The organism is Streptomyces sp. NPDC048185 (assembly GCF_043202495.1).
Lineage (GTDB): Bacteria > Actinomycetota > Actinomycetes > Streptomycetales > Streptomycetaceae > Streptomyces.
Genome location: NZ_JBIDAN010000006.1, coordinates 502,525 through 526,642, shown reverse-complemented (window position 1 = coordinate 526,642; position 24,118 = coordinate 502,525). Strand labels below are relative to the sequence as shown.

Genomic DNA, 24,118 nt, shown 5'->3' with positions numbered 1-24,118 from the left:
AGTTCTCAAGGAACGGACGCTTCCTTTGTACTCACCCTCTCGGGCTTTCCTCCGGGCGCTTCCCTTCGGTCTTGCGTTTCCGACTCTATCAGATCCTTTTCCGATCCGATTTCCTCGGTGCTTTCCAGGTTCCCGCTTTCGCGTTTCCCTTTCCGGCGGTTCCGACTTTATCAGAAGTTCTGAGCCGGTCTGACCGGCTGTTCATTTCCGATTAATCGGGAGGATGGCTTCTCCGAATTCGATGATCCAGGAGGAAGCGTATAGATGCTCACCGTCGCCCTCTGGGGTGACCCCATCTACAGGCAAATGATTGAATCTACCTCCCCGCTCGCTCCGTGTCAACGGCTCTTGCGGGAACGAAGAGGACACTAGCAGCTCCGCGGCGGCTGATGCACATCAGGCGGCCGTCGGCACGCTGGCGCTGCGCTCGGAAGCGTCTACGTCCCCCGTGTCGCCGGCCCGCACGGCACGGCCGCCGAGCACGAAGACGTAGATCAGGAAGGCCAGTTCGGCCAGCACGCCCATGGTGATGCGGGCCCAGGTGGGCAGGCCCGACGGGGTGACGAATCCTTCGATGGCGCCGGAGACGAACAGGACCAGGGCCAGGCCCATCGCCATGCCGATGGCGGCGCGGCCCTCCTCGGCAAGGGCGGTGCGCCGGGTCCGCGGGCCCGGGTCGATGAGGGTCCAGCCGAGCCGCAGACCGGTGCCCGCTGCCACGAAGACGGCGGTCAGCTCCAGCAGGCCGTGGGGCAGAACCAGACCGAGGAAGGTGTCGAGGCGGCCGGCCGACGACATCAGGCCGAACCCGACGCCGAGGTTGAGCATGTTCTGGAAGAGGATCCAGATGACCGGCAGGCCCAGGAAGACGCCGAGGATCAGGCAGAGCGCGGCGGCCCAGGCGTTGTTCGTCCAGACCTGCGCGGCGAAGGAGGCCGCGGGGTGGCTGGAGTAGTACGTCTCGTACTGGCCGCCGGGACGGGTGAGCTCCCTCAGTTCGCTGGGGGCCGCGATGGTGGACTGCACCTCGGGGTGGGTGCCGATCCACCAGCCCAGGAGTGCCGCGACGGCCGTCGATATGAGTGCGGTGGGAACCCACCAGTGGCGAGCCCGGTAGACCGCGGCCGGGAACTGCTGGGTCAGGAAGCCGGTGACGTCGCGCCAGGAGGCTCTGCGGGTGCCTGTCACGGCACTGCGCGCGCGTGCCACCAGCTGACTGAGGCGTCCCGTCAGCTGCGGGTCGGGGGCGCTGGACTGGATGAGGGAGAGGTGGGTGGCCGTGCGCTGGTAGAGGGCGACGAGTTCGTCGGTCTCCACACCGGTGAGTCGGCGCCGGCGCCGGAGCAGGGCGTCGAGGCGGTCCCATTCCGCGCGGTGCGCGGAGACGAAGACGTCGAGGTCCATCGGTGTGCCTGCTCCTCGGCTATCGTCGGCGGCTCGTCGTGGGTCAGCTTGTCGTACCGCGGCGCGGTGCGTCCTCAGCTTGGCAGACTGGCGGGGACGGGGGCAGCCAGGGAAGGGCGGCAAGCGTGAGCGAGCTGGTGACGGGCGAAGCGGTGGCGCTGGAACTGCGTCCCGCGAGGCTGCCCAGCAGGGCGCTGGCCGTCCTGCTCGATCTCGCGGTGGCCGTGGCCGCCTACGTGGCCGTCACCATCGCTCTGGTGGCGGCGACCTCGTCCCTGGACGCGGCGGCCCAGACGGCGCTGTCCCTCGCCGTTTTCGTCCTGGTGCTGGTGGGCGCGCCGATCGCGGTGGAGACCCTCAGTCACGGGCGGTCGCTGGGGAAGATGGCGTGCGGGCTGCGGGTGGTGCGGGACGACGGTGGGCCGATCCGGTTCCGGCACGCGCTGGTGCGGGGCTTGATCGGGGTTGTCGAGATCCTGTTGACGCTCGGGGTGGTGGCCTGCGTCGCCTCTCTGGTCTCGGCGCGGGGCCGTCGCGTGGGTGACGTCTTCGCGGGGACGCTCGTCGTGCGGGAGCGGGTGCCGGTGGCTCCGGCGGGCTTTCTGCCGCCGCCTCCGCCGTGGCTGGCGGGGCGCTTCTCGGAGCTCGATCTGTCCGCCGTGCCCGACGGCCTGTGGCTCGCCGTCCGTCAGTACCTGGCGCGGATGGCGCAGCTGGATCCCCAGGTCGGCTGGTCCATGGCGGAACGGCTCGCCTCCGACGTCGCGGCCCGTACGGGTGCCCCGGCGCCGCAGGGTGTTCCACCGGCCGCGTACCTGGCGGCGGTGCTGCAGGAACGACAGGCGCGGGAGGCCCGGCGGACGTTCGGCGGCGGTACGTCGCAGGGAGCGGCCCCTTCCGGGACGCCGGCGGCGTCCGTGCCGTCGGCGCAGCCGGTGACGTATCCGTCGCCCGTTTCCCCTTCTCCGGCGACTCCCCCGGCGACTTCCCCCGTGACTCCTCCGGTGGCCCCGCGGGACTCGTCGCCGGGCGAGCGCTCCGCGACCGGGTTCGTGCCGCCGGCATAGCTGCCGCCGCCGACTCGTTCCGCTTCCCCCTCACCCTGACGCTGTCGCCGCGTCACCGGTCTTATGTGCCGGCGCCCGGTTCCTGCGAGGGGAACACCGACGGCGGTGACTCCAGGTCCTCCAGTTCGACGCCGGGGGCCGCGAGGACGACGTCGCCGGCGATGTGCACGGCGTGCTGTTCGCCTGTGTCCAGGGCTGTGACCTGGTACTCGTCCACGGTGAGGGGGCCGTTGTCAGTGGCGTGTGCTTCTCTGTTCACCAGTGCCCAGGACTGGTCCACGGTGCGGGGGGCGAGGACCGGATCCGTGAGGGCGACGAGGCGTACGCGGGTGGCCGATGCCGAGGGGGTGAGGCGCAGGAGTCGGGTGGTGGCGACGAGGAAGGCCGGGGACGTTCCGGTGAAGGCGTGGGCGCGCACATTGCCTTCGGTGGCGTGTACTCCGGTGGGGTCGGTGCGGACCCAGGTGACGCCGTCGATGGCCGCGCCGCGCACCTGCCAGTCGGCTGCGTGCAGTTCCAGGCGGATGGGACGGCCGAGTTCGTCGAGAGCGAGGTCGACGGAGCCGAGGTGGTCTCCGGTGGGCGTGGTCAGCCGGGAGACGTAGCGCCAGCCGGAGGGGCCGGGGGCGCACTGGAAGTGTTCTTCTCCGAGGGGGGTGTGGTCGTGCGGATCGTGGAGCGAATATCGGCCGCGGGGCATGGGTGTCCTGGGTGGTGACGGGCTGGTCCGGCCGCTGATGCGGACGTGGCGCCAATGGAGCAGGCCCCCGGCACGGGGGTGCGGGGGCCTGCCTCGGAGGAACCGGTGACTCAGTAGCGGTAGTGGTCCGCCTTGTAGGGGCCCTCGACCTTGACGCCGATGTACTCGGCCTGCTCCGGGCGGAGCGTGGTCAGCTTGACGCCGAGGGAGTCGAGGTGGAGGCGGGCGACCTTCTCGTCCAGGTGCTTGGGCAGCACGTAGACGTCGGTCGGGTACTCGTCGGGCTTGGTGAAGAGCTCGATCTGGGCCAGGGTCTGGTCCGCGAACGAGTTGGACATCACGAACGACGGGTGGCCCGTGGCGTTGCCCAGGTTCAGCAGGCGGCCCTCGGAGAGGACGATGAGCACCTTGCCGTCGGGGAAGGTCCACGTGTGGACCTGCGGCTTGACCTCGTCCTTGACGACGCCGGGGATCTTGGCCAGGCCGGCCATGTCGATCTCGTTGTCGAAGTGGCCGATGTTGCCGACGATGGCCTGGTGCTTCATCTTGGCCATGTCCGAGGCCATGATGATGTCCTTGTTGCCGGTCGTGGTGACGAAGATGTCGGCCTTGTCGACGACCTCGTCCAGCGTCGTGACCTGGTAGCCGTCCATCGCCGCCTGCAGGGCGCAGATCGGGTCGATCTCGGTGATGATCACGCGGGCGCCCTGGCCGCGCAGGGACTCCGCGCAGCCCTTGCCGACGTCGCCGTAGCCGCAGACGACGGCGGTCTTGCCGCCGATCAGTACGTCGGTGGCGCGGTTGATGCCGTCGATCAGGGAGTGGCGGCAGCCGTACTTGTTGTCGAACTTCGACTTCGTCACGGCGTCGTTGACGTTGATCGCCGGGAACAGCAGGGTGCCGTCGCGGTGCATCTCGTACAGGCGGTGGACGCCGGTGGTGGTCTCCTCGGTCACGCCGCGGATCTCGGACGCCAGCTGGGTCCACTTCTGCGGGCTCTCGCTCACCGTGCGGGTGAGGAGCTCGAGGATGACGCGGTGCTCGTCGGACTCGGCGGTGTCGGGCGAGGGGACCTTGCCGTCCTTCTCGTACTCGACGCCCTTGTGGACGAGGAGGGTGGCGTCACCGCCGTCGTCCAGGATCATGTTCGGGCCGCCGGTGGGGGTGTTCGGCCAGGTCAGCGCCTGCTCCGTGCACCACCAGTACTCTTCGAGGGTCTCGCCCTTCCAGGCGAAGACGGGGACGCCCTGCGGGTTGTCGGGCGTGCCGTTCGGGCCGACGGCGATGGCGGCGGCCGCGTGGTCCTGGGTGGAGAAGATGTTGCAGGAGGCCCAGCGGACCTCGGCGCCGAGGGCGACGAGGGTCTCGATGAGCACGGCGGTCTGCACGGTCATGTGCAGGGAGCCGGTGACGCGGGCGCCGGCGAGCGGCTGGGCCTCGGCGTACTCCTTGCGGATCGCCATCAGGCCGGGCATCTCGTGCTCGGCGAGGGTGATCTCCTTGCGGCCGAACGCGGCCAGGGAGAGGTCGGCGACCTTGAAGTCCTGTCGGTTGTCGACAGTCGTCATTACGGGCTGCTCCTCGGGTTGGGATCGAGGTGGTTACGGCTGACCTGCGCGGCGGCGGACACAGGGGTGCCCAGAAGAGGACACAGGCATGCCCGCGTGCGCGCAGCGCAGTCCGTCGGAGGCCCTCTCTCCCTCGGCCGGTCCGTCCTCGGACCGCCCGACCGCCATCAGCAGCGACGTCTGGCTCCGTCCCAAGCTACACCGCTGAACCCCTCGTCCCCAGTCCGCCTCCGGAGACTTCCGGCCGTTCCGTGCGTGCGCGGAGCGCGAGCGGGGCCCGCCGAGCGGTTCGGCGGGCCCCGGTCGGGCGGAGAGTGAGGGGTCAGTGGTGGCCGGTGGCCGGGCCGCCCGGGGTGGCTTCGCGGTCGGGGCCCTTGGCGGCCTCGGACTCGCTGTAGATGTCCGGTTCGAGGTAGATGACGCGGGCGATCGGGACGGCGGCGCGGATGCGGGCCTCGGCGGCGTCGATGGCGGTGGCGACCTCGGCGGCCGTCTCGTCGTGCCGGACGGCGATCTTGGCGGCGACGAGGAGTTCCTCGGGCCCGAGGTGGAGCGTGCGCATGTGGATGATGCGGGTGACGGCGTCGCCGTCGACGGTCGCGGCCTCGATCTGCCGGACGACGTCGGCGCCCGCGGACTCGCCGAGCAGCAGGGACTTGGTCTCGGCGGCCAGGACGAGCGCGATCAGGACGAGCAGGACGCCGATGCACAGCGTGCCGATGCCGTCCCAGATGCCGTCGCCGGTGAGGAGGGCGAGGCCGACGCCGCCGAGGGCGAGGATCAGGCCGATGAGCGCGCCGAAGTCCTCCAGCAGGACGACCGGCAGCTCGGGGGCCTTGGCGCGGCGGACGAACTCCGTCCAGGACTGCTTGCCCCGCAGGGTGTTGGACTCCTTGATGGCGGTGCGGAAGGAGAAGCCCTCGGCGATGATCGCGAAGACGAGGACGCCGACGGGCCAGTACCAGTGCTCGAGCTCGTGCGGGTGCTTGATCTTCTCGTAGCCCTCGTAGAGGGCGAACATGCCGCCGAGCGAGAAGAGGACGATGGAGACGAGGAAGGCGTAGATGTAGCGCTCGCGGCCGTAGCCGAAGGGGTGCTGCGGGGTGGCCTCGCGCTGGGCCTTCTTGCCGCCGACCAGCAGCAGGGCCTGGTTGCCGGAGTCCGCGAGCGAGTGCACGGACTCGGCGAGCATCGACGACGAGCCGCTGAAGAGGAACGCCACGAACTTCGATACAGCGATCGCGAGGTTGGCGCCGAGTGCCGCCACGATCGCTTTGGTGCCGCCTGACGCGCTCATGTGTCGCGTTGTCCCTTCGCCTTCGCCTGCGTGTGTACGCCGCTGGGGAGGGGCTGGGCCGGTACCGGCTTTGCCCGTCCTTTGCGGTGGGTCATTGTTGCAGCCCGGCCGGGCGCCGGTGCGCCTGACCGGGTTGCCGCAATACCGTCAGACACGCACGGTGGCGCGGAAGAGCGTGCCGTTGCCGGACACTTCGGCCTTTTCGCCCGCCGGGACGAAGACGGACCGGCCGGGGGTGAGGTCGTGCTCGCCGGCCCGTACGGAGCCCGCCGTGCAGAGCAGGATCTGCGGGGCGGCGAGGGTGAGGTCGCGGGGGGCGGTCCCCTCGGGGAGGACGTGGCGCGAGAGGCGGAACTCGTCGATCGGGGTGTCGTAGACCTCCTCGCCGTCGGGGGACGCCTCCGGGCGGAGGACGCCCGGGTCGCCGGGCTCGAAGCGGACGACGCGCAGGAGTTCGGGGACGTCGACGTGCTTGGGGGTCAGGCCGCAGCGCAGGACGTTGTCGGAGTTGGCCATGATCTCGACGCCGAGGCCGTTCAGGTAGGCGTGCGGGATGCCGGCGCCGAGGTACAGGGCCTCGCCGGGCTGGAGCCGGACGTGGTTGAGGAGCAGGGCGGCGAGGACGCCGGGGTCGCCCGGGTAGTGGTGGGCGATGCCGGCGTAGGGCGCGTAGGCGCCGCCGAGGCGTTCGCAGGCGGCCGCGGTCTCGGCGACCGTGCGGGACATCTCCTCGGGGTCGGCGGTGAGGATCGCGGTGAGGACCTCGCGCAGGGCGGCGTCCTCGGGGTGGGCGCGGAGCAGGTCGACGTACGGCTTGAGGGAGGCGACGCCGAGGCCGTCGAGGAGGCCGGCGGTCTCGGTGGGGGCGCGGAAGCCGCACAGGCCGTCGAACTCGGTGAGGGCGCAGATCAGTTCGGGCTTGTGGTTGGCGTCCTTGTAGTTGCGGTGCGGGGCGTCCAGGGGGACCCCGCGGCGTTCCTCGTCGTCGTAGCCCTCCTTGGCCTGCGCCAGGTCGGGGTGGACCTGGAGGGAGAGCGGGGCGCCCGCGGCGAGGAGTTTGAGGAGGAACGGCAGGCGGGGGCCGAACCTGGCGACGGAGGCGCGGCCCAGTTCCTTCGCGGGGTCGGCGGCGACGACGTCGGCGAGGGTGCCCCGGTCGGTGCGGGAGGGGGCGCCGGGGTGGGCGCCCATCCACATCTCCGCCTGCGGTTCGCCGGTCGGCTCGGTGCCGAGCAGGGCCGGGATGGCGGTGGTGGATCCCCAGGCGTAGGGGCGGACGGTGTTGTCGAGGCGGTCCATGGGCTCTCTCTGCCGGTGCGTGCGCGGTGTGTGCGCGGTGCTTTTCCTGGTGCGTGCCTTGCGGGTACGAGATCAGGCGCCGGAGGCGAGCGCCAGGTAAACGGCGGCGAAATCCGTGATGGCGATCAGTTCGGCGAGGGTCTCCAGGTCGCCGCCCTCCTCCGGCTCGAGCTCGCTGATCGGCGTGTCGTGCCCCAGCGCCAGGTCGCGGGCGGCGGGGGCGGCGCTGAGGCCGCCGCCGGGGCGGTCGCGCAGCAGCACCACGCGCGCGTGCAGGACGGGTGCCTCGTCGACGCGGTCGCGGAAGAAGTCGTCGGGGTCGGCGGCCGCGGCGAGGCGGCCGGCGAGCAGGGTGCTGTGCGCGGCGAGCGCCTCGGGCAGTTCGGCGACGACCGCGGGGGTGCCGGCGAGTTCGGCGAGTGCGGCGGCGAAGCGGCGGCCCGCCGGTCCGGCGGAGGTGCCCTCGGTCCAGACGACGGGCAGGGAGTCGGCCACCTCGGCCGCCAGGGTCTTGGCGGGGTTGCTGTACGTCACGATGGCGGGCCCGCAGCGTTCGGCGACCTGGTCGAGGCGGTCGGCGACCTTCTCGACGGCCTCGGGCGGCGCCTCCAGCAGGCCGGTGCGGTCCAGCAGCGCGAGCAGCGGGGTGAGCAGCGCCCACAGGACGCCGGGGGCGGCGCCCGCGAGGGGCTCGTCGTGGTCGTAGGGGGCGGTCGCCATGGGGATGAACAGGCCGTGGGAGCCGTTCACCGACTCGCTGAGCGGGGTGCGGTCGGGGGCCACGGCCACGACGGTGCAGCCGCGGCGGTAGGCCTGTTCGGCGAGGAGGGCGAGGCCCGGTTCGGTGCCGTCGGGGGTGGCGATGAGCAGCAGGTCCACGGAGCCGGCCCAGCCGGGCAGTTCCCAGCGGAGGGCGCCCGCCGCGGCGGCCACGCCGGCGGGGGCGAGGCGGGCGACGGGGCTGCCGGCGCCGGCCAGGGTGCCGAGGAGGTCGGCGGCGTGGGTGGCGGCGGCTCCGGGACCGGCGATGAGGACGGCGCGGGGGCGGCCGTCCGGTTTGAGGTTGCCGACGCCGGCCTCGGCGGCGAGCCGGGCGGCGGTGCGTACGCGGGCACCGGCCTCGGCGGCGCCGCGGAGCAGGCCGCGGCGGTCGGCCTCGGCGAGGCCGTCCGGGGCGTCGAGGAGCGATTCGTCGAGCATGGCGGCAGTCTCCGATCGCCGGGGCGTTCGTTCGGTCGCGGGCGCGCGGCGCCTGGCCGGCGGTTACTCGCTACTCGGGGCGGCGGGCCTCGTCGACGAGGAGGACGGGGATGCCGTCGCGGACCGGGTACGCCAGGCCGCAGCCCTGGCCGGTGCAGATCAGCTCCGCGTCCTGCTCCTTGAGGGGGGCGTGGCAGGCCGGGCAGGCGAGGATCTCCAGGAGGCCGGCTTCGAGCGGCATGGGGGTTCCCTTCGGGGGCGGTGGGGCTCGTGTGGATCTGCTGGTCAGGGTACCGCCGGAGGGTGGGCGTGTGCCCCTGGGTGGGGCGGGGTGGCTTGGTGGGGGCGTGAGTGTGGGGGGGCGGGCGGGGTGGGCGCGGGCCGGGGTGGGGTCGGCGGTGCGGGCCGGCGCCGGCGAGGTGCCGGGGATGGGGTGGCCCGGTGGGGACCCGGCGAGGGTGCGGGCCGGGGGTGGGTGAGGCGGGCCGGCGCCGGCCGGGTGCCGGGGATGGGGTGGCCTGGTGGGCACCCGGCGACGGTGCGGGCCGGGGGCGGGTGAGGCGGGCCGGCGCCGGCCGGGTGCCGCTGCGCCCACCCGTGCCGCCCCAGCGGCACGACTGCCCGCAGCTACCGCACGACTGCCCGCAGCTACGACCGCGCCGCGGGCGGCCCGCGGGGGGTGGGTCAGGTGCGGATGAGGGTCAGGGCCTCGTCGCGGATCTTGGTCATCGTCGCCTCGTCGCGGGCCTCCGCGTTCAGGCGCAGGAGGGGCTCGGTGTTGGACGGGCGGACGTTGAACCACCAGTCGGCCGCCGTGACGGTCAGGCCGTCGAGTTCGTCGAGGGTGATGCCGTCGCGGCCCTCGTAGGCGGCGCGGATCGAGGCGAGGCGGGCCTGCTGGTCGGCGACGGTGGAGTTGATCTCGCCCGAGCCGGCGTAGCGGTCGTACTCGGCGACGAGGGCGGAGAGCGGGCCGTCCTGCCCGCCGAGGGCGGCGAGGACGTGGAGGGCGGCCAGCATGCCCGTGTCGGCGTTCCAGAAGTCGCGGAAGTAGTAGTGCGCGGAGTGCTCGCCGCCGAAGATCGCACCGGTCCTGGCCATCTCGGCCTTGATGAAGGAGTGGCCCACGCGCGTGCGTGCGGGTGTGCCGCCGTTCTCCTTCACGACCTCCGGCACGGACCAGGAGGTGATCAGGTTGTGGATGACGGTGCCCTTGCCGCCGTTGCGGGCGAGTTCGCGGGCGGCCACGAGGGCGGTGACGGCGGACGGGGAGACCGGGTCGCCGTTCTGGTCGACGACGAAGCAGCGGTCGGCGTCGCCGTCGAAGGCGAGGCCGAGGTCGGCGCCCTCCTCGCGGACGCGCTTCTGGAGGTCGACGAGGTTGGCCGGGTCGAGCGGGTTGGCCTCGTGGTTGGGGAAGGTGCCGTCCAGCTCGAAGTACATCGGCACCAGGTCGAGGGGCAGGCCGGCGAAGACCGTGGGGACGGTGTGGCCGCCCATGCCGTTGCCCGCGTCGACGACGACCTTGAGGGGGCGTACGGCGGTGAGGTCGACCAGGGAGCGCAGGTGGGCCGCGTAGTCGGCGAGGGTGTCGCGCCGGGTGACGGTGCCCCGGCGGGCGGACGGCTCCGGGGCGCCGGACGTGCTCCAGCCCTCCACGAGGGCGCGGATCTCGGCGAGGCCCGTGTCCTGGCCGACGGGCGCCGCACCGGCGCGGCACAGCTTGATGCCGTTGTACCGGGCGGGGTTGTGCGAGGCCGTGAACATGGCGCCCGGCAGGTCGAGTGCGCCGGAGGCGTAGTACAGCTGGTCGGTCGAGCACAGGCCGATCTCGGTGACGTCGGCGCCGCGGGCGACCGCCCCGCGCGCGAAGGCGCCGGACAGTCCCGGGGAGGAGGGCCGCATGTCGTGGCCGACCACGATGGCGTCCGCGCCGGTCAGCTCGACGAAGGCCGCGCCGAACAGCTCGGCCAGCGATTCGTCCCACTGGTCCGGGACCACACCGCGTACGTCGTACGCCTTCACGATCTGCGACAGATCAGCAGCCACGGCCAACCTTCCTGAAAGTCCTGTCGGAGCCCACAAACTACCCGTACGCACCGGTCCGGGTCAGGGCAGCATCCAGCCCAGGACCGGCGTGGACTGTCCGACCACGATCAGGCACATCACCAGCAGCAGGCCGAGGCTCCACGGCAGCACCTTGCGCAGCAGGTCGCCCTCGCGGCCGGCGAGACCGACGGCCGCGCAGGCGATGGTGAGGTTCTGCGGGGAGATCATCTTGCCGAGCACGCCGCCGGAGCTGTTGGCGGCGGCCAGCAGCTCCGGGGACAGGCCGGACTCGCGCGCGGCGGTCACCTGGAGGGCGCCGAAGAGGGCGTTGGCGGAGGTGTCGGAGCCGGAGACGGCGACGCCGAACCAGCCGAGCACCGGGGAGAGTAAGGCGAGTCCGGCGCCGGCCGCGGCGACGAAGTGGCCGATGGTGGCGGCCTGCCCGGAGAGGTTCATGACGTAGGCGAGGGCGAGCACGGAGGTCACGGTGAGGATCGCGTACCGCAGTTCGTACACGGTCGCGAGCCACTCCCTGACCGCCACGCGCGCGTGGACGCCGAGGACGACGGCCGTGGCCAGCCCGGCGAACAGCACGAGCGTGCCGCCGGTGGAGACGACGGGCCAGGAGAAGACGTTGCCGCCGACGGGCTCGCCGCGCGGGTCCGCCACGTCCAGGAACGGCCAGTCGAAAGTTCGGGTGGCCCTGGCCAGCCAGTCCTTCACGGGCGGGATCTGCGCGACGGAGAAGACGGCGAGGATCAGGGCGTAGGGGGCGTAGGCGCGCAGCACCTCACGGCGGGGGTCGTCCTCGTCGAGTTCCTCGCTGCGGGCACCGGTCAGCACGGACGCCCGGACGGGTTCGGCGGCGGGCCTGCGGGCCTGGGGTACGGCGACCAGGGCGCCGGCGCCGATCAGGGCGGCGCCGATGTCGGCGAGCTGGGCGGAGACGTAGTTGGAGGCGGCGAACTGGGCGACGGCGAAGGCCACGCCGCAGGCCAGGGCGGGCACCCAGGTCTCGCGCAGTCCGCGGCGCCCGTCCACCAGGGCGACCAGCAGCAGCGGGACGACGAGCGCGAGCAGGGGCGTCTGGCGGCCCACGACGGAGGCGACGTCGTCCAGCGGGAGTCCGGTGACCTGGGCCAGCGTGACCACGGGGGTGCCCATGGCGCCGAAGGCGACCGGTGCGGTGTTGGCGACCAGGGACACGACCGCCGCGCGCACGGGGTCGAAGCCGAGCGCGACCAGCATGACCGAGCAGATCGCCACGGGCGCCCCGAACCCGGCGAGGGCCTCCAGCAGGGCGCCGAAGCAGAAGGCGACGACCAGCGCCTGGATGCGCGGGTCGTCGGAGAGCCGGCCGAAGGAGCGGCGCAGGATGTCGAAGTGCCGGGTGCGGACGGTCATCCGGTAGACCCACAGGGCGTTGACGACGATCCACAGGATGGGGAAGAGCCCGAACACGGCGCCCTGCGCGGCGCTGGAGACCGTCTGGTCCAGCGGCATGCCGTAGGCGAGCCGGGCGACGAGCACGGCCGCGAGGAGGCCGGTGAGGCCCGCCAGGTGTGCCTTCATGCGGACACCGCCGAGCAGGACGAGGACGATCACCAGCGGCAGGGCCGCCACGAGGGCGGACAGGCCGAGGGAGTCGGCGAGGGGTTCCAGTTCCTGGACGTACACGGGCGCCTCCCCGGATTCCGCCATGCGAAAGCGTTTTCTCGCGGCTCCCGGAATGGTCGTGTCCGCGACAAGGAGACGTCAATGGGTGTGCGGGAAACGGATGTTCAGGAGTGAGCGCGGGTGACCGTGAGGCGCGGGGCGGGCGGGACTCAGTTGTCCGGCGAGCGCAGGACGCGCAGGTGGCCGCGGCGCGCGACCTCCATCGGGTCGGCCGAACGCGCCCCGCCGCCTCCCGCGGCCCGCTCCTGGGGACGGGCCGCCTCGCGCACCGCGTTGGCGAGCGCTTCCAGGTCGTCGCCGCTGGGGCGGGCCGGGGCCGAACCGTCGAGAAGCCGGACGACCTCCCAGCCGCGCGGGGCGGTGAGGCGCTCGGAGTGCTCGGCGCACAGGTCGTAGCAGTGGGGTTCGGCGTAGGTGGCGAGCGGGCCGAGGACCGCGGTCGAGTCGGCGTAGACGTACGTCAGCGTCGCGACGGCGGGACGGCCGCAGGCGGTGCGCGAACAGCGACGTACAGGGCTCACGATGTTGGACGGTACCGCACTCTTGAGCGGGCCGCGACGATCCCCCGCCAGGTCACACCACCGTGTCGCGATGTGAGACGGGCCACGGCCACCGCCGAGCGCACCCGCCTGACCTGCGTCGACGTGCATTTCCGTCATGCCGGGCGGGCATGGCGGCGGTCATAAGCTGATACAAACAGCGACATTTGCCATGCGCTTCATGGTCACGGAGAGATACGGAATCGAGCCCTGACTTGGCCGGAATGGTCATCCGATGACATCCGGTCCGGCGTGGCGCGGCGGCCGCCGGTGTGTCGTGCGGGGTCCGGCGCCCGGAGGCGGCGGGGACTACCCTTCACCAGTGATGGACAACCCCGTGACGCCCCGTGAGGCCGGCCGCCCAGGACCCCGCCGTCGTGATCGCCACGGCCGGGGCATGCGCGGCCCGATCGCACCGCCGCAGGTACCGCTCGCCGCCAGCCGCGCCGACCTGTTCGCGGACCTGGTGCAGGACTCCGTCGAACGCCTGGAGCGGCGGTGGCCGCAGCTCGCCGACATCGATTTCCACGTCCTGGAGGTCCCGCGGCTGGACGGGGCCGGGCAGGCCTGGAACGACGAGGCGGTGCCGCTGGGCGGCACGGTGCCCGCGGGGGACGGCCGGCGGGGGCGGGTGGTCGTCTACCGGCGGCCCGTCGAGATCCGCACGAAGGGGCGGGACGAGCGCGCGGCGCTGGTGCACGAGGTGGTCGTCGAACAGGTCGCGGAGCTGCTCGGGCTCACCCCGGAGACGGTGGACCCGCGGTACGGGGAGGACTGAGAGGCCCGCCGGCCGGGGCGGGCCGGCTCTGTCACCTCTGCAGCACCGACAGGTCCTCCTCCGCCTCCGGGACCGCCACCGTGCCCCGGTCGTCCGGGAGGGTCTGCACCGTGAAGGCCGCCGCGTCGTCGTCCGGCTGGGTCAGCGTGCGGGCCGCGTACACCGGGCCGCCGGACACGGGCTCCACCGTCAGCGCGTAGGTGCCCTTCAGACCGGCCGGGACCGGTGCCTGCACGTCCTGCGTGGTGCCGCTCTTGATCGTGTACGTCCGGGAGGCCGTCGCCCCGCCCTCGCTGCCCGCCGACGCCGTGACCTTCACCTGCGCGGTCCCCCGGGGCGCGGCCAGGGACAGGGTGGTTGCCTTGGCGCGGTTGTCCGCCGCGGTGGCGCGCGCCCCGACCGGGGCGGAGGCGGGGATGAACGCCGTCTCCTGCTTCTCGCCCTTGCCCCGGACCACCCGCAGCGCGGCCACGACCGGCACGGACCGGTCCGTCGGCGTCAGCACCACCGACCCGGCCTCGCCGCGCGTGACCTCGCCGAGGTCGACGCCCGTCGTCATGCCCGCCTTGACGCGCACCGTCTCGTGTCCGGCGGGCGTGATCAGCCCGGTCGGCGAGGCGAGCCGCACCTGCAGGTCGGCGTCGGTGTCACCGGGCGTGAACAGCACCAGGCGTACGGCCGTGGCGTCCTTGGGGATGCCGGGCAGCACCTGGCTGGCCGCCGGGTCCGCTGCCGCGGCCAGCCAGTCGCCGCCGGTCTTGTCGCTCAGGGCCTGCACCGCGGCGCCGACCCGTCCGCTGCGCACGCCGACGTGCACGGTGAGGTCGGTCTCCTGCGCGTCGCTGAGCGTGGAGAGCAGGATCGTCTCGGTGCCGTGGGCGGGCACCGTGATGCCTTCGCCCACCGGCGACTTCACGGCGCCGTCCTTGCCGAAGAGCTCGATGTCGACGACGGCCGCCGAGTCGTCGGGGTTCGTCAGGTGGACGTAGTCGGTGCGGTCGGCCGTCGTGGCGGCGCCGGGGAACCAGAACTGTGTGTCCGGGGCGGTGCAGTTGACGCCCAGCAGTCCGCGGCCCGTGCCGGCGGCGACCTCCGTGGTTGCCTGCACCGTCCAGCCCGGGGCGTAACTCCCTTCCGCGGTGCCGACGAACGCGGGCGTGCCGGCGCCGGTGGTCTTCGCGGTGACCGGGGTGCCGGGCGCCTTGGGCGTGACGACGGGCTTGCCGGCCTTCGCGTCGCCCTTCCCGCCCGAGTCCTGTGTCGCCGCGGCGAGTTGGGCCTTGCCCTTGGCCTCGGCGCCCTTGGTGACGGGCGTGAACGACGTGTACGACGTCTCGGCCAGGTCGGAGGTGCTGGGCGACGGGCACAGCAGGCTGGTCCGCTCCACCGGCAGCCGGGCGGCCGCGGCGCCGGCGGGGTCGGCGCCGGAGGCGTCCGGCGTGGACAGCGCCGCGAATCCGGTGACGGCGGCGAGCGCGGTGACGCCGGCGATCAGGGACAGGGTGGTGCGGTTCACTGCTGGCTCCCGTCGGGACGCTCACTGTCCGTGCCGTGCGGCTGGTGGGCCTGGGAAGGGTCGTACGGCGCCTCGTATCCGCCCTGGCCGTACGCCTGGTCGTACGCGGGGTCGTACGCGGGGTCGTAGGTGCCGACGGGGCCCGGGGCGCCGTAGGCGTACGGGTCGTACGGGGCCGCCTCGTACGGGCCGTCCTGGGCGCCCTGGTAGGCGTCCGTCCCGTACGGCTGCTGCTCGCCGTAGGCGGCCGGGTCGTACTGCTGGGCGTCCTGGTACTGGCCGACGCCGTACGTGCCGTAGGAGCCGTACTCGGCGCTCTCGTGACCGGACGGGTCCCAGGCGCCGGGCGCCTGCTGGGGGACGGTCACCGGGGGCTCCTGCGGCGGGGCGGGGACCGCGGCGGGGTCCGCCGCTCCGGTCTCAGGCCCGGCACCGGCGCCCGGGCCGGCCTCCGCCTCCGCCTCGGCCTCCGCCTGGGCCCGCAGGCGCCGGGCGCGGCGGCCCTCGCCGGCGACCGCCTGCGCGGGGACGACCGGCTCCTCGGGCAGGTCGTCGTCGATGTCGCGGCGGCGGCCGGGCAGGGCGAGGACCACCAGGACGACGGCGAGCAGGCCCTGGGCCCACAGCCAGGCGGTGTGGGTGAACGGATCGTCGTAGGTGACGTCCAGCCTGCCGCCGGAGGCGGGCAGTTCGAAGCCCTGGGCCCAGCCGTCGACCGTGGTGCGGGTGAGCGGCTTGCCGTCGAGGGTGGCGGTCCAGCCGTCGGCGGCGGTGTCGGCGAGGCGCAGCACGCGGCCCTCGGCGCCGGACGGGATCTTCGTGTGGATCTCCACCGGCCCCGCGGCGACCGGCTGCGGCTCGCCGGTGGCGGCGGCACCGCCGGACACGATGGTCGCGCGTGCGACGTCCCGGTCCACCTGCCACAGTCCGCTGCCGTCCTGCTGGCTGAGCCGCCTCAGGCCCGGGGTGGCGTCCAGGACGCGGACCACGTCGCGGGGGGCGCCCGCGTGCACGAGGACGTAGCGCACGGCGAACCCGCCGAGCTGATCGGCCTGGTCGGCGCCGGAGCCGGCCACGAGGTTGGCCACGACCTTGTCGAGCCCGCTGTCGCCCCCGTCGGCCGCGAGTTCGCCGTCGCCCAGGCGGACGCCCGCGCCGCGGACCAGCGTGTAGCTCACGTGGGCGGCGGAGTCGCTGTCGAGGACCAGGGTGCGGGCCTGGTCGCGGGTGACGCTGTCCTCGGCGACGAACGCGGGGACCTGCACGGGGTCACGGCGCTCCAGCGGACCGTCGGCACCGCCGGTCATCCAGCCGGCGGCGGCGACGAGCGGGCCGACGGCCGCGGCGAGGGCGATGAGCGCGGCGACCGGCTGACGCCAGCCGAAGCTCTGCTCGGCGACGCGGAAGCGTGCCCCGTCGGCGCCCAGGGCGGCGGCGGACAGCAGGGCGATGCCGTAGACGAGGGTCGCCGGGCCCGCCCAGGCGGAACGGTTCGACAGGACCGCGAGGACGAGGGCGACCAGCGCGACGGCCCAGGCCGTCCGGATCGCCACCTGCCGCTCGGAGCGCAGCAGGGCGGCCAGCGCGGCCAGCACGATGCCGATGAGGACCAGCCCGCCGACCGTGCCGGGGCCGCCGGGGCTGGCGCCGAGCAGGTCGAGCGCGGAGGCGGCCGACGCGCCGTACTCCAGGCCGGCCTCGTCGAAGAAACCGAACGGGAGCAGCGACAGCGACCAGGGCGCGAGCAGCAGCAGCGGCGTGCCGAGCTGGGCGAGCAGACGCAGCCCGTACGCCGTGATGTCGCCGCGCCGCAGGACCAGGACACCGATGCCGAGCAGCAGTGCGATGGGCCACACGACGGGTGTGAAGGCGGTGGTGACGGTCAGCAGCAGTGCGTACGCCCAGGTGGCGCGCCAGCTGCCGCGCGCGCCGGACCGGCCGGTCAGGCCGGCGGCGGTGACGCCCGCGCGCGCGGCGAGCGGGAGCAGCACGGCGAGGACGGCGGTGCCGATGCGGCCGCCGGCGAGCGCGCCGGTGGCGGCGGGCAGGAAGGCGTAGGCGACGGCCGCCCACGCGCGCAGCAGCCGGGAGGGCACGAGCGGGCGGGAGGCGAAGTACGCGGTGACACCGGCGAGGGGCACCGAGCAGACCAGCAGCAGGGTGACGGCCAGTCCGGTGGAGCCGAGCAGGACGGAGGCGAGCGTGGCGACGATGGCCAGGTAGGGCGGCGCGGAGGCGGTGCCGCCGGTGCCCACGGTGTGCCAGGCGTCCACGTACCGCGACCACAGCTCGCCGGCGCCGGCCGGGGCGGGCAGCAGTGCGCCGCCGGCCAGTGCGCCGCCGCCGAGGAGCGCGCGGCACGCGGCCAGGGAGACGAGCAGCAGCACCAGGAAGAGCACCGGGCCGGGTTTGCGGGCGATGCGCTTGAGGCGGGCGAACTGCTCGATCTCGAGGAAGTCGGCGTCGTCGCCGCCGGGTCCGGACTCGATGGCGCCGCCGTGCCGTCCGGCGCCCGCGGCCGCTTCGGCGTCGGAGCTGCCGGCGAGGCTGCCCGCGATCTGTTCGACGGTGACGCGGACGGTCGCGCCGGGGGGCGGGAACAGGGAGCGCAGTTCGTCCTTCTCGATCTGCGGGCGCCCGCGTTCGCGCCGTCCCGCGACGATGCGCTCGGGCCGCAGCAGCACGCTCAGCAGGCCCCGGATCTCGTCCAGCGCCTGACCGGGGACCTTGCCGACGAGATAGGCGAGGGTCCGCAGCAGGGTGCCGAGGACGAGGCGCAGCAGCACCCAGGGCAGGGCGGCGGTGCGGACGTTGACGAGGAGGGTGTGGACGGCGCCGGCCTTGTCCACCTTGTGCGGGGAGGCGGTGGTGCGCCCCGCGCAGTCGACGGCGCGGCGTTCCCGGGAGGCCGCCTCGGCGTGGCGTACGACGGCCTCCGGGGCGACGAGGACGCGCAGACCGGCGGCGTGCGCGCGCCAGCACAGGTCGACGTCGTCGCGCATCAGGGGCAGCCGGCGGTCGAACCCGCCGAGCCGCTCGAACACGTCACGCCGGATCAGCATGCCCGCGGTGGACACGGACAGGACGGACCGGACGTGGTCGTGCTGGCCCTGGTCCTGTTCCCGGCGGTCCAGGCCGGTCCAGCGGCGGCCGGAGTTGGCGATGGAGACGCCGACCTCCAGCAGTTGCCTGCGGTCGTACCAGCCGCGGAGTTTGGGGCCGACGACGGCGACGTCCTCGCGGCCGAGTTCGTACTCGTTGTCCACGACGCGCAGCAGCTGTGCCAGGGCGTCGGGTTCGGGGGCGCAGTCGTCGTGCAGCAGCCACAGCCACTGCACCGGGTCTCCGTGGGGCAGGTCGGGCAGGTCGTAGGCGTCGTCGCGCCAGGTGCGCGTGACGGGGTCCCACCCGCTGGGCCGCCGCAGGTACGCCAGGTCCTCGGGGGTGAGCAGCGGTGCGGTGCGCGCGGCCTCCTCGACGGCCTGGCCGAAGCCGGTGCGCCGGGCGAGGTGCAGCACGCGCTCGTCGCCGAGGGCCTCGCCGACCAGCCGGGCCGAGTCGTCGGCGCTGCCGGTGTCGGCGGCCACGGCGTACTGGACGGGGCGCTCCTGGCCGAGCAGCCCGGCGAGCGCGTCGGGCAGCCAGCGGGCTCCGTCGTGGGAGACGAGGACGGCCGTCACGACGTGGCGCGGGAACTCAGGTGTGGCAGCGAGGTCTTGCTGGGCTGCCGTGTGGCTGTGCACGGACATCGAGGTACGGGCCCCGGTTCGATGGACTGCGGTGGACACCCGTGCCTGTGGGGAACGGCGGGGCGTCTCGGACGAGCGCCCACACTATCGGCTGGGCATGGGGACGGCCCGCCGCCTGTGGACAACCCACCTGCGAGGGGCCGTTCATGCCGTTGTGCACATATGGGGGGGCGCCGTGCACCCGAAGGCGGGCCGGACGCCGGGTCAGGGCGGATCGGACGGCGGGTCAGACGGCGGGTCAGACGGCGGGTCAGACGGCGGCCTTTTTCAGACGGCGGCGTTCCCGCTCCGACAGGCCGCCCCAGATACCGAAGCGCTCGTCGTTGGCGAGGGCGTACTCGAGGCACTCGGAGCGGACCTCGCAGGCGAGGCAGACCTTCTTGGCCTCCCGGGTGGAGCCGCCCTTCTCGGGGAAGAAGGACTCGGGGTCGGTCTGGGCGCACAGTGCGCGCTCCTGCCAGCCGAGCTCCTCGTCCGCGTCGTCGACCAGCAGTTGCTGCACCAGCTCGGTCATGTGCGCCCCTCGTCCGTCCTTCGCGTCCCCGTGATCCAGCCGTTATCGATTCCGGCTGAACGACACGAGTGAAATTACAAGTGTGCTGCTCCGGGCGAGTCAAGCCGAGATCTGCTATTAGGGCCCTTATTCACTCTGCAGAACCAAGCCCCTGCAGAAAGTGTTCAAATCGCCATAAACCTCGACACGCCGACGAGGCCGCCGGAACCTCCACCCCCGCACAGACCCTGTGCAGGGGAGGACGTCCCGGCGTTCGTTCTCGTTCCGAAACACACGCCGAAGCGAACCTGATCACATTCGGATCACGGGATCGCAACGGGGGTTGTGCGCCCGGCTTGTGCCGCATGTGTCCCGGAACCCCCAGGGGCAAACCTTTCGCCTGCGAGATGAACCGGATGAGGTGAAACACGTCCCACATCACGGGCATCGAGTTGACAGTGCTGGTGTGAGCGGCTGTCCTTGTGGGCATGCTCGCGAACTTGGCGCTCGCCTCGACCCGCACCGCCGGGTCCCACGGTGCTGCCCGCGCTCGCTGTAGCTGTTGCCGCTGTACCAGCTGTTGAGCCATCACGCTCCGGCTGACCCGGGCCCACTCGACCCGGCCGTGTGATCCCACGCCCCGACCAGGGCGCCTTCCGCGTACCGCTCCTCCCCGCACCCTCCCCCGCCGAGGAACCACCGCACCCATGAACAGCGACAGCGACCTCCAGATCGCCGGCGACATCCTCGAAGTCCCGCACCTCCTCCAGGCACCGCGCGAGCACCCGGCCACCGTCGCCGAGTTCGCCGGGCTGCTCCGCTCCCTCGCCGCGGACCGCGCCCAGTGGGAGCACCTCGTCCGCTACGACGCGACGACGCGCTGGTACCACCGGCTGCGCACCGGCCCCGGCTACGAGGTGTGGCTGCTGTCCTGGCTGCCGGGACAGGGCAGCGGTCTCCACGACCACGGGCCCTCCTCCGGTGTGTGGACGGTGCTGGACGGCACCCTGACCGAGCACACCGAGCGCGGCACACGGGCGCTGGGCGCGGGGGCGCAGAAGGTGTTCGCGCCGGGGTACGCGCACGAGGTCGTCAACGACACCCTCGAGCCCGCTGTCAGCCTGCACGTCTACTACCCGGGGCTCACCGAGATGCCCATGCACTCCGCGCGCTGCTCGGCCGCCGCGCCGCACGACGCGGACGCCGGCGCCGGGGCGCTGTGACCACTGGCTGACGCAGTGTCGTGGCCGCCTGCGAGACTGGGCGCATGCGCATTGTGGTTCTGGCAGGCGGCATCGGCGGTGCACGGTTCCTGCGTGGTCTGAAGCGGGCCGCGCCGGACGCGGACATCACGGTCATCGGCAACACCGGCGACGACATCCACCTCTTCGGGCTGAAGGTCTGCCCGGACCTCGACACGGTGATGTACACGCTCGGCGACGGCATCAACGAGGAGCAGGGCTGGGGGCGGGCCGACGAGACCTTCCACCTCAAGGAGGAGCTCGCGGCCTACGGCGTCGGGCCGGAGTGGTTCGGTCTCGGCGACCGGGACTTCGCCACGCACATCGTGCGGACCCAGATGATCACCGCCGGGTATTCGCTCAGCGCGGTGACCGAGGCACTGTGCGACCGCTGGAAGCCCGGCGTGCGCCTCCTGCCGATGACCGACGACCGCGTGGAGACGCACGTGGCCGTCGAGCTGGACGGCGAGCGCAAGGCCGTCCACTTCCAGGAGTACTGGGTACGGCTGCGCGCCTCGGTGCCCGCCGAGGCGGTCGTGCCGGTCGGCGCCGAGCAGGCGACGCCGGCGCCCGGCGTCCTGGAGGCCATCGCCGAGGCGGACGTGATCCTCTTCCCCCCGTCCAACCCCGTCGTCTCGGTCGGGACGATCCTCGCCGTGCCCGGCATCCGGGAGGCGATCGCCGACGCCGGGGTGCCTGTGGTCGGCCTCTCCCCGATTGTCGGGGACGCTCCCGTGCGCGGGATGGCCGACAAGGTCCTCGCCGCGGTCGGCGTGGAGTCCACGGCGGCGGCGGTCGCCGAGCACTACGGCTCGGGGCTGCTGGACGGCTGGCTGGTCGACACGGTCGACGCGGACGCCGTGACGCGGGTCAAGGCGGCCGGCATCCTGTGCCGCGCGGTGCCGCTGATGATGACCGACGTCGAGGCCGCGGCGCAGATGGCCCGGGAGGCACTGGCGCTGGCGGAGGAGGTGCGGGAGGCGTGAGCGGGGGTGCTCCCGGCTACCGGGTCCGGGCGGTCGTCGGCCTGCCGGAGGTGCAGCCGGGCGACGACCTGGCCAAGCTGATCGCGGCGGCCGAGCCCGGTCTTGCCGACGGGGACGTGCTCCTCGTCACCTCCAAGATCGTCTCCAAGGCGGAGGGCCGCGTCGTACGGGCCACCGACCGGGAGGCCGCGATCGACGCCGAGACCGTGCGGGTGGTGGCCCGGCGCGGTGCGCTGCGCATCGTGGAGAACCGGCAGGGCCTGGTCATGGCGGCGGCCGGGGTCGACGCCTCGAACACGCCCGCCGGGACGGTGCTGCTGCTCCCCGAGGATCCGGACGCGTCCGCGCGGGCCATTCGCGAGGGTCTGCGGGACGCCCTGGGCGTCGACGTCGGCGTGGTCGTCACCGACACGTTCGGACGCCCCTGGCGGGCGGGCCTCACCGACGTGGCGATCGGCGCCGCGGGCGTGCGGGTCCTCGACGACCTGCGCGGCGGCACGGACGCGCACGGCAATCCGCTGGGCGCCACCGTCGTCGCCGTCGCCGACGAACTCGCCGCCGCGGGCGACCTGGTCAAGGGCAAGGCCGCCGGGCTGCCCGTCGCCGTCGTGAGCGGGCTGCGGCGGGTGGTGACCGGGGACGACGGCGAGGGCGCCCGGGCCATGGTGCGCGGCGCCCGCGACGACATGTTCCGGCTCGGCACGTCCGAGGCGGTCCGCCAGGCGGTCACGCAGCGGCGTACGGTACGGGCCTTCACGGACGAGCCGGTCGATCCCGGTGCCGTACGCCGGGCGGTGGCCGCGGCGGTCACGGCGCCGGCGCCGCACCACACGACGCCGTGGCGGTTCGTGCTGCTGGAGTCCGCCGAGTCCCGCACCCGGCTGCTGGACGCGATGCGGGACGCCTGGATCGCCGACCTCAGGCGGGACGGCAAGAGCGAGGAGTCGATCGCCAAGCGCGTGCGGCGCGGGGACGTGCTGCGCAACGCGCCGTACCTCGTCGTGCCCTGCCTGGTCATGGACGGCTCGCACACCTACGGGGACGCGCGGCGCGACGGGGCCGAGCGGGAGATGTTCGTCGTCGCCACCGGCGCCGGCGTGCAGAACCTGCTGGTCGCGCTGGCCGGGGAGCGGCTGGGCTCGGCGTGGGTGTCCTCGACGATGTTCTGCCGGGACGTCGTACGGGAGGTGCTGGGGCTGCCGGCGGACTGGGACCCGATGGGTGCCGTCGCGGTCGGTCACCCCGCGGAGGAGCCCCGGCCGCGGGCGGAGCGAGACGCGGAGGCGTTCATCGAGGTGCGGTGACGTGCCCTCGCGGGGAGCGGTGACGCGGACGGTGTCGGGGGCCGGGGCGAGCTTCGGGGGTACGGGCCTCGGCGCGGGTCCGGGACGCGCCTCGGGACGCGGGCGGCGTCGCGCGGCCGGGGCGGGCTTTGTGGCGGCGGACACCGTCGCGGGGCCGGGGCGCGCTTCGGGGACGCTCTACCCTCGTAGGGGCCTCTCGTTCCGCAGGGGTCGCTCCGTTTCCGTCCCAGGGGCTTGATCGTGGCAGGACGTTTCGCTCCCCGGCCCACGCGTACCACCGTGCGCGGCGGGGAGACCGTCGTGCCTGTGGCCGGGTTGCCGGTGCCCCGACAGGCCGTCGCCCCCGGGAAGGTACGGGTGTGGGTCCCGGACGGGCCGCTGGAGCTGGGGCTGGTCCTCGGGCCGCTGCGGCGCGGGCCGGGCGACCCGACCTTCCGGACGACACCGGACGGCTCGGTGTGGCGGGCCAGCCTCACGCCCGCCGGGCCGGGCACGCTGCGGGTCTGCGCGCGCGGCGGTGAGGTGCGGGGCGAGGCCTGGGGGCCGGGGGCGGAGTGGCTGCTGGAGCAGCTGCCGCGGATGCTGGGCGCCGACGACGACCCGTCCGCGTTCGTGCCCCGGCACCGGCTGCTGGCCCACACCTCGCACCGGCGGCCCGGGCTGCGGCTGACGCGGACCGGGCTGGTGCTGGAGTCGCTCATCCCGTCGATCCTGGAGCAGAAGGTCACGACGCTGGAGGCCTACCAGGCGTGGCGGCTGCTCGTGCGGAAGTACGGCGAACCGGCGCCGGGGCCCGTGGCCGGGCGGATGTACGTGATGCCGGCGGCGCGGACGTGGGCGCTGATCCCGTCCTGGGAGTGGCACCGGGCCGGGGTCGACAACAAGCGCGCCTCGACGATCCTGCGGGTCGTGCGGGTCGCCGCGCGGATGGAGGAGGCGGCCGGGATGGAGCCGGCGGCGGCGCAGGCACGGCTGGAGCTCGTGTCCGGGATCGGGCCGTGGACCTCGGCGGAGACCGTGCAGCGCAGTCACGGGGCGCCGGACGCGGTGACGGTCGGGGATCTGCACCTGCCGGGGATCGTGGGGTTCGCGCTGGGCGGGGACCGGGACGCGGACGATGCGGCGATGCTGCAGCTGCTGGAGCCGTATGCGGGGCAGCGGCATCGGGCGGCTCGGCTGGTGTTGCTGAGTGGGCGGGTGCCGGGGAGGCGGGCGCCGCGGATGGCTCCGCGGGGGATCGAAAGGCTCTGA

General features: G+C 73.5%; 19 protein-coding genes. 6 read left to right on the top strand and 13 right to left on the bottom strand.

Annotated features, from left to right (window positions below):
• Positions 1–396 precede the first annotated feature (396 nt).
• Positions 397–1,404 carry a stage II sporulation protein M gene (locus ACGF3H_RS21030; RefSeq protein ID WP_362500018.1) on the bottom strand — a complete coding sequence of 336 codons (1,008 nt, stop codon included), beginning with the start codon at positions 1,402–1,404 and terminating at the stop codon, positions 397–399.
• Between the two features lie 125 nt (positions 1,405–1,529).
• Here ACGF3H_RS21030 and ACGF3H_RS21025 point away from each other — a divergent pair, with 125 nt between their 5' ends.
• Positions 1,530–2,471 (top strand): RDD family protein, encoded by a 942-nt coding sequence (locus tag ACGF3H_RS21025; protein ID WP_362500019.1) that lies wholly within the window; start codon positions 1,530–1,532, stop codon positions 2,469–2,471.
• 61 nt (positions 2,472–2,532) lie between these two features.
• Here ACGF3H_RS21025 and ACGF3H_RS21020 read toward each other — a convergent pair whose 3' ends face one another.
• From ACGF3H_RS21020 to ACGF3H_RS20980, 9 genes are all read right to left on the bottom strand, one after another.
• Positions 2,533–3,171 (bottom strand): hypothetical protein, encoded by a 639-nt coding sequence (locus ACGF3H_RS21020; RefSeq protein WP_362500020.1) that lies wholly within the window; start codon positions 3,169–3,171, stop codon positions 2,533–2,535.
• 110 nt (positions 3,172–3,281) lie between these two features.
• Positions 3,282–4,739 (bottom strand): adenosylhomocysteinase, encoded by a 1,458-nt coding sequence (ahcY, locus tag ACGF3H_RS21015; protein WP_362500021.1) that lies wholly within the window; start codon positions 4,737–4,739, stop codon positions 3,282–3,284.
• A gap of 322 nt (positions 4,740–5,061) precedes the next feature.
• Entirely contained in the window at positions 5,062–6,036 is a 975-nt protein-coding gene (locus ACGF3H_RS21010; RefSeq protein WP_362500022.1) for a cation diffusion facilitator family transporter, read from the bottom strand.
• Positions 6,037–6,183: 147 nt separating this feature from the next.
• A complete protein-coding gene (manA, locus tag ACGF3H_RS21005; RefSeq protein ID WP_362500023.1) occupies positions 6,184–7,335 on the bottom strand; it encodes a mannose-6-phosphate isomerase, class I in 1,152 nt (383 codons plus the stop codon).
• Between the two features lie 72 nt (positions 7,336–7,407).
• The gene (locus tag ACGF3H_RS21000; protein ID WP_362500024.1) at positions 7,408–8,535 is read right to left on the bottom strand and encodes an SIS domain-containing protein; all 1,128 of its coding nucleotides are present in this window, start codon (positions 8,533–8,535) and stop codon (positions 7,408–7,410) included.
• Between the two features lie 70 nt (positions 8,536–8,605).
• Positions 8,606–8,776, bottom strand: coding sequence for a Trm112 family protein (locus ACGF3H_RS20995; RefSeq protein WP_358867960.1), 171 nt, complete (start codon positions 8,774–8,776; stop codon positions 8,606–8,608).
• A gap of 443 nt (positions 8,777–9,219) precedes the next feature.
• The gene (locus tag ACGF3H_RS20990) at positions 9,220–10,584 is read right to left on the bottom strand and encodes a phosphomannomutase/phosphoglucomutase (protein ID WP_362500025.1); all 1,365 of its coding nucleotides are present in this window, start codon (positions 10,582–10,584) and stop codon (positions 9,220–9,222) included.
• A gap of 60 nt (positions 10,585–10,644) precedes the next feature.
• Entirely contained in the window at positions 10,645–12,261 is a 1,617-nt protein-coding gene (locus ACGF3H_RS20985; protein WP_362500056.1) for an L-lactate permease, read from the bottom strand.
• Positions 12,262–12,410: 149 nt separating this feature from the next.
• Positions 12,411–12,782 (bottom strand): DUF3499 domain-containing protein, encoded by a 372-nt coding sequence (locus tag ACGF3H_RS20980; RefSeq protein WP_362500026.1) that lies wholly within the window; start codon positions 12,780–12,782, stop codon positions 12,411–12,413.
• Between the two features lie 343 nt (positions 12,783–13,125).
• Between ACGF3H_RS20980 and ACGF3H_RS20975 the strand changes: the two genes are divergently transcribed.
• Positions 13,126–13,578, top strand: a complete 453-nt coding sequence (locus tag ACGF3H_RS20975) for a metallopeptidase family protein (RefSeq protein WP_362500057.1) — start codon at positions 13,126–13,128, stop codon at positions 13,576–13,578.
• A 31-nt stretch (positions 13,579–13,609) separates the two neighbouring features.
• On the opposite strand, the gene ACGF3H_RS20970 is transcribed toward ACGF3H_RS20975, so the two are convergent.
• From ACGF3H_RS20970 to ACGF3H_RS20960, 3 genes are all read right to left on the bottom strand, one after another.
• Positions 13,610–15,094: a DUF5719 family protein gene (locus ACGF3H_RS20970; RefSeq protein WP_362500027.1), complete on the bottom strand. Its 1,485-nt coding sequence runs from the start codon at positions 15,092–15,094 to the stop codon at positions 13,610–13,612.
• Positions 15,091–18,843, bottom strand: coding sequence for a glycosyltransferase family 2 protein (locus ACGF3H_RS20965; RefSeq protein WP_362500028.1), 3,753 nt, complete (start codon positions 18,841–18,843; stop codon positions 15,091–15,093). The genes ACGF3H_RS20970 and ACGF3H_RS20965 overlap by 4 nt, the downstream gene beginning before the upstream one ends.
• 250 nt (positions 18,844–19,093) lie before the next feature.
• Entirely contained in the window at positions 19,094–19,357 is a 264-nt protein-coding gene (locus tag ACGF3H_RS20960; RefSeq protein ID WP_003975777.1) for a WhiB family transcriptional regulator, read from the bottom strand.
• Positions 19,358–20,043: 686 nt separating this feature from the next.
• Here ACGF3H_RS20960 and ACGF3H_RS20955 point away from each other — a divergent pair.
• From ACGF3H_RS20955 to ACGF3H_RS20940, 4 genes are all read left to right on the top strand, one after another.
• Positions 20,044–20,559 (top strand): cysteine dioxygenase family protein, encoded by a 516-nt coding sequence (locus ACGF3H_RS20955; RefSeq protein ID WP_362500029.1) that lies wholly within the window; start codon positions 20,044–20,046, stop codon positions 20,557–20,559.
• Positions 20,560–20,603: 44 nt separating this feature from the next.
• Complete coding sequence (gene cofD, locus ACGF3H_RS20950; protein WP_362500030.1) at positions 20,604–21,563, top strand: 2-phospho-L-lactate transferase; 960 nt, start codon at positions 20,604–20,606, stop codon at positions 21,561–21,563.
• Complete coding sequence (locus ACGF3H_RS20945; protein ID WP_362500031.1) at positions 21,560–22,867, top strand: coenzyme F420-0:L-glutamate ligase; 1,308 nt, start codon at positions 21,560–21,562, stop codon at positions 22,865–22,867. Before cofD ends, ACGF3H_RS20945 begins: the two co-directional genes overlap by 4 nt.
• Positions 22,868–23,107: 240 nt before the next feature.
• The gene (locus ACGF3H_RS20940; protein WP_362500032.1) at positions 23,108–24,118 is read left to right on the top strand and encodes a DNA-3-methyladenine glycosylase 2 family protein; all 1,011 of its coding nucleotides are present in this window, start codon (positions 23,108–23,110) and stop codon (positions 24,116–24,118) included.

What these genes read in the sequence shown, in the direction of transcription:
- ACGF3H_RS21030 (WP_362500018.1), bottom strand. Translation starts at nt 1,404, where the DNA reads ATGGACCTCGACGTCTTCGTCTCCGCGCACCGCGCGGAATGGGACCGC.
- ACGF3H_RS21010 (WP_362500022.1), bottom strand. Translation starts at nt 6,036, where the DNA reads ATGAGCGCGTCAGGCGGCACCAAAGCGATCGTGGCGGCACTCGGCGCC.
- ACGF3H_RS20975 (WP_362500057.1), top strand. Translation starts at nt 13,126, where the DNA reads ATGGACAACCCCGTGACGCCCCGTGAGGCCGGCCGCCCAGGACCCCGC.
- ACGF3H_RS20960 (WP_003975777.1), bottom strand. Translation starts at nt 19,357, where the DNA reads ATGACCGAGCTGGTGCAGCAACTGCTGGTCGACGACGCGGACGAGGAG.
- ACGF3H_RS20965 (WP_362500028.1), bottom strand. Translation starts at nt 18,843, where the DNA reads ATGTCCGTGCACAGCCACACGGCAGCCCAGCAAGACCTCGCTGCCACA.
- ACGF3H_RS21000 (WP_362500024.1), bottom strand. Translation starts at nt 8,535, where the DNA reads ATGCTCGACGAATCGCTCCTCGACGCCCCGGACGGCCTCGCCGAGGCC.
- ACGF3H_RS21020 (WP_362500020.1), bottom strand. Translation starts at nt 3,171, where the DNA reads ATGCCCCGCGGCCGATATTCGCTCCACGATCCGCACGACCACACCCCC.
- ahcY (WP_362500021.1), bottom strand. Translation starts at nt 4,739, where the DNA reads ATGACGACTGTCGACAACCGACAGGACTTCAAGGTCGCCGACCTCTCC.
- ACGF3H_RS20955 (WP_362500029.1), top strand. Translation starts at nt 20,044, where the DNA reads ATGAACAGCGACAGCGACCTCCAGATCGCCGGCGACATCCTCGAAGTC.
- manA (WP_362500023.1), bottom strand. Translation starts at nt 7,335, where the DNA reads ATGGACCGCCTCGACAACACCGTCCGCCCCTACGCCTGGGGATCCACC.
- ACGF3H_RS20995 (WP_358867960.1), bottom strand. Translation starts at nt 8,776, where the DNA reads ATGCCGCTCGAAGCCGGCCTCCTGGAGATCCTCGCCTGCCCGGCCTGC.
- cofD (WP_362500030.1), top strand. Translation starts at nt 20,604, where the DNA reads ATGCGCATTGTGGTTCTGGCAGGCGGCATCGGCGGTGCACGGTTCCTG.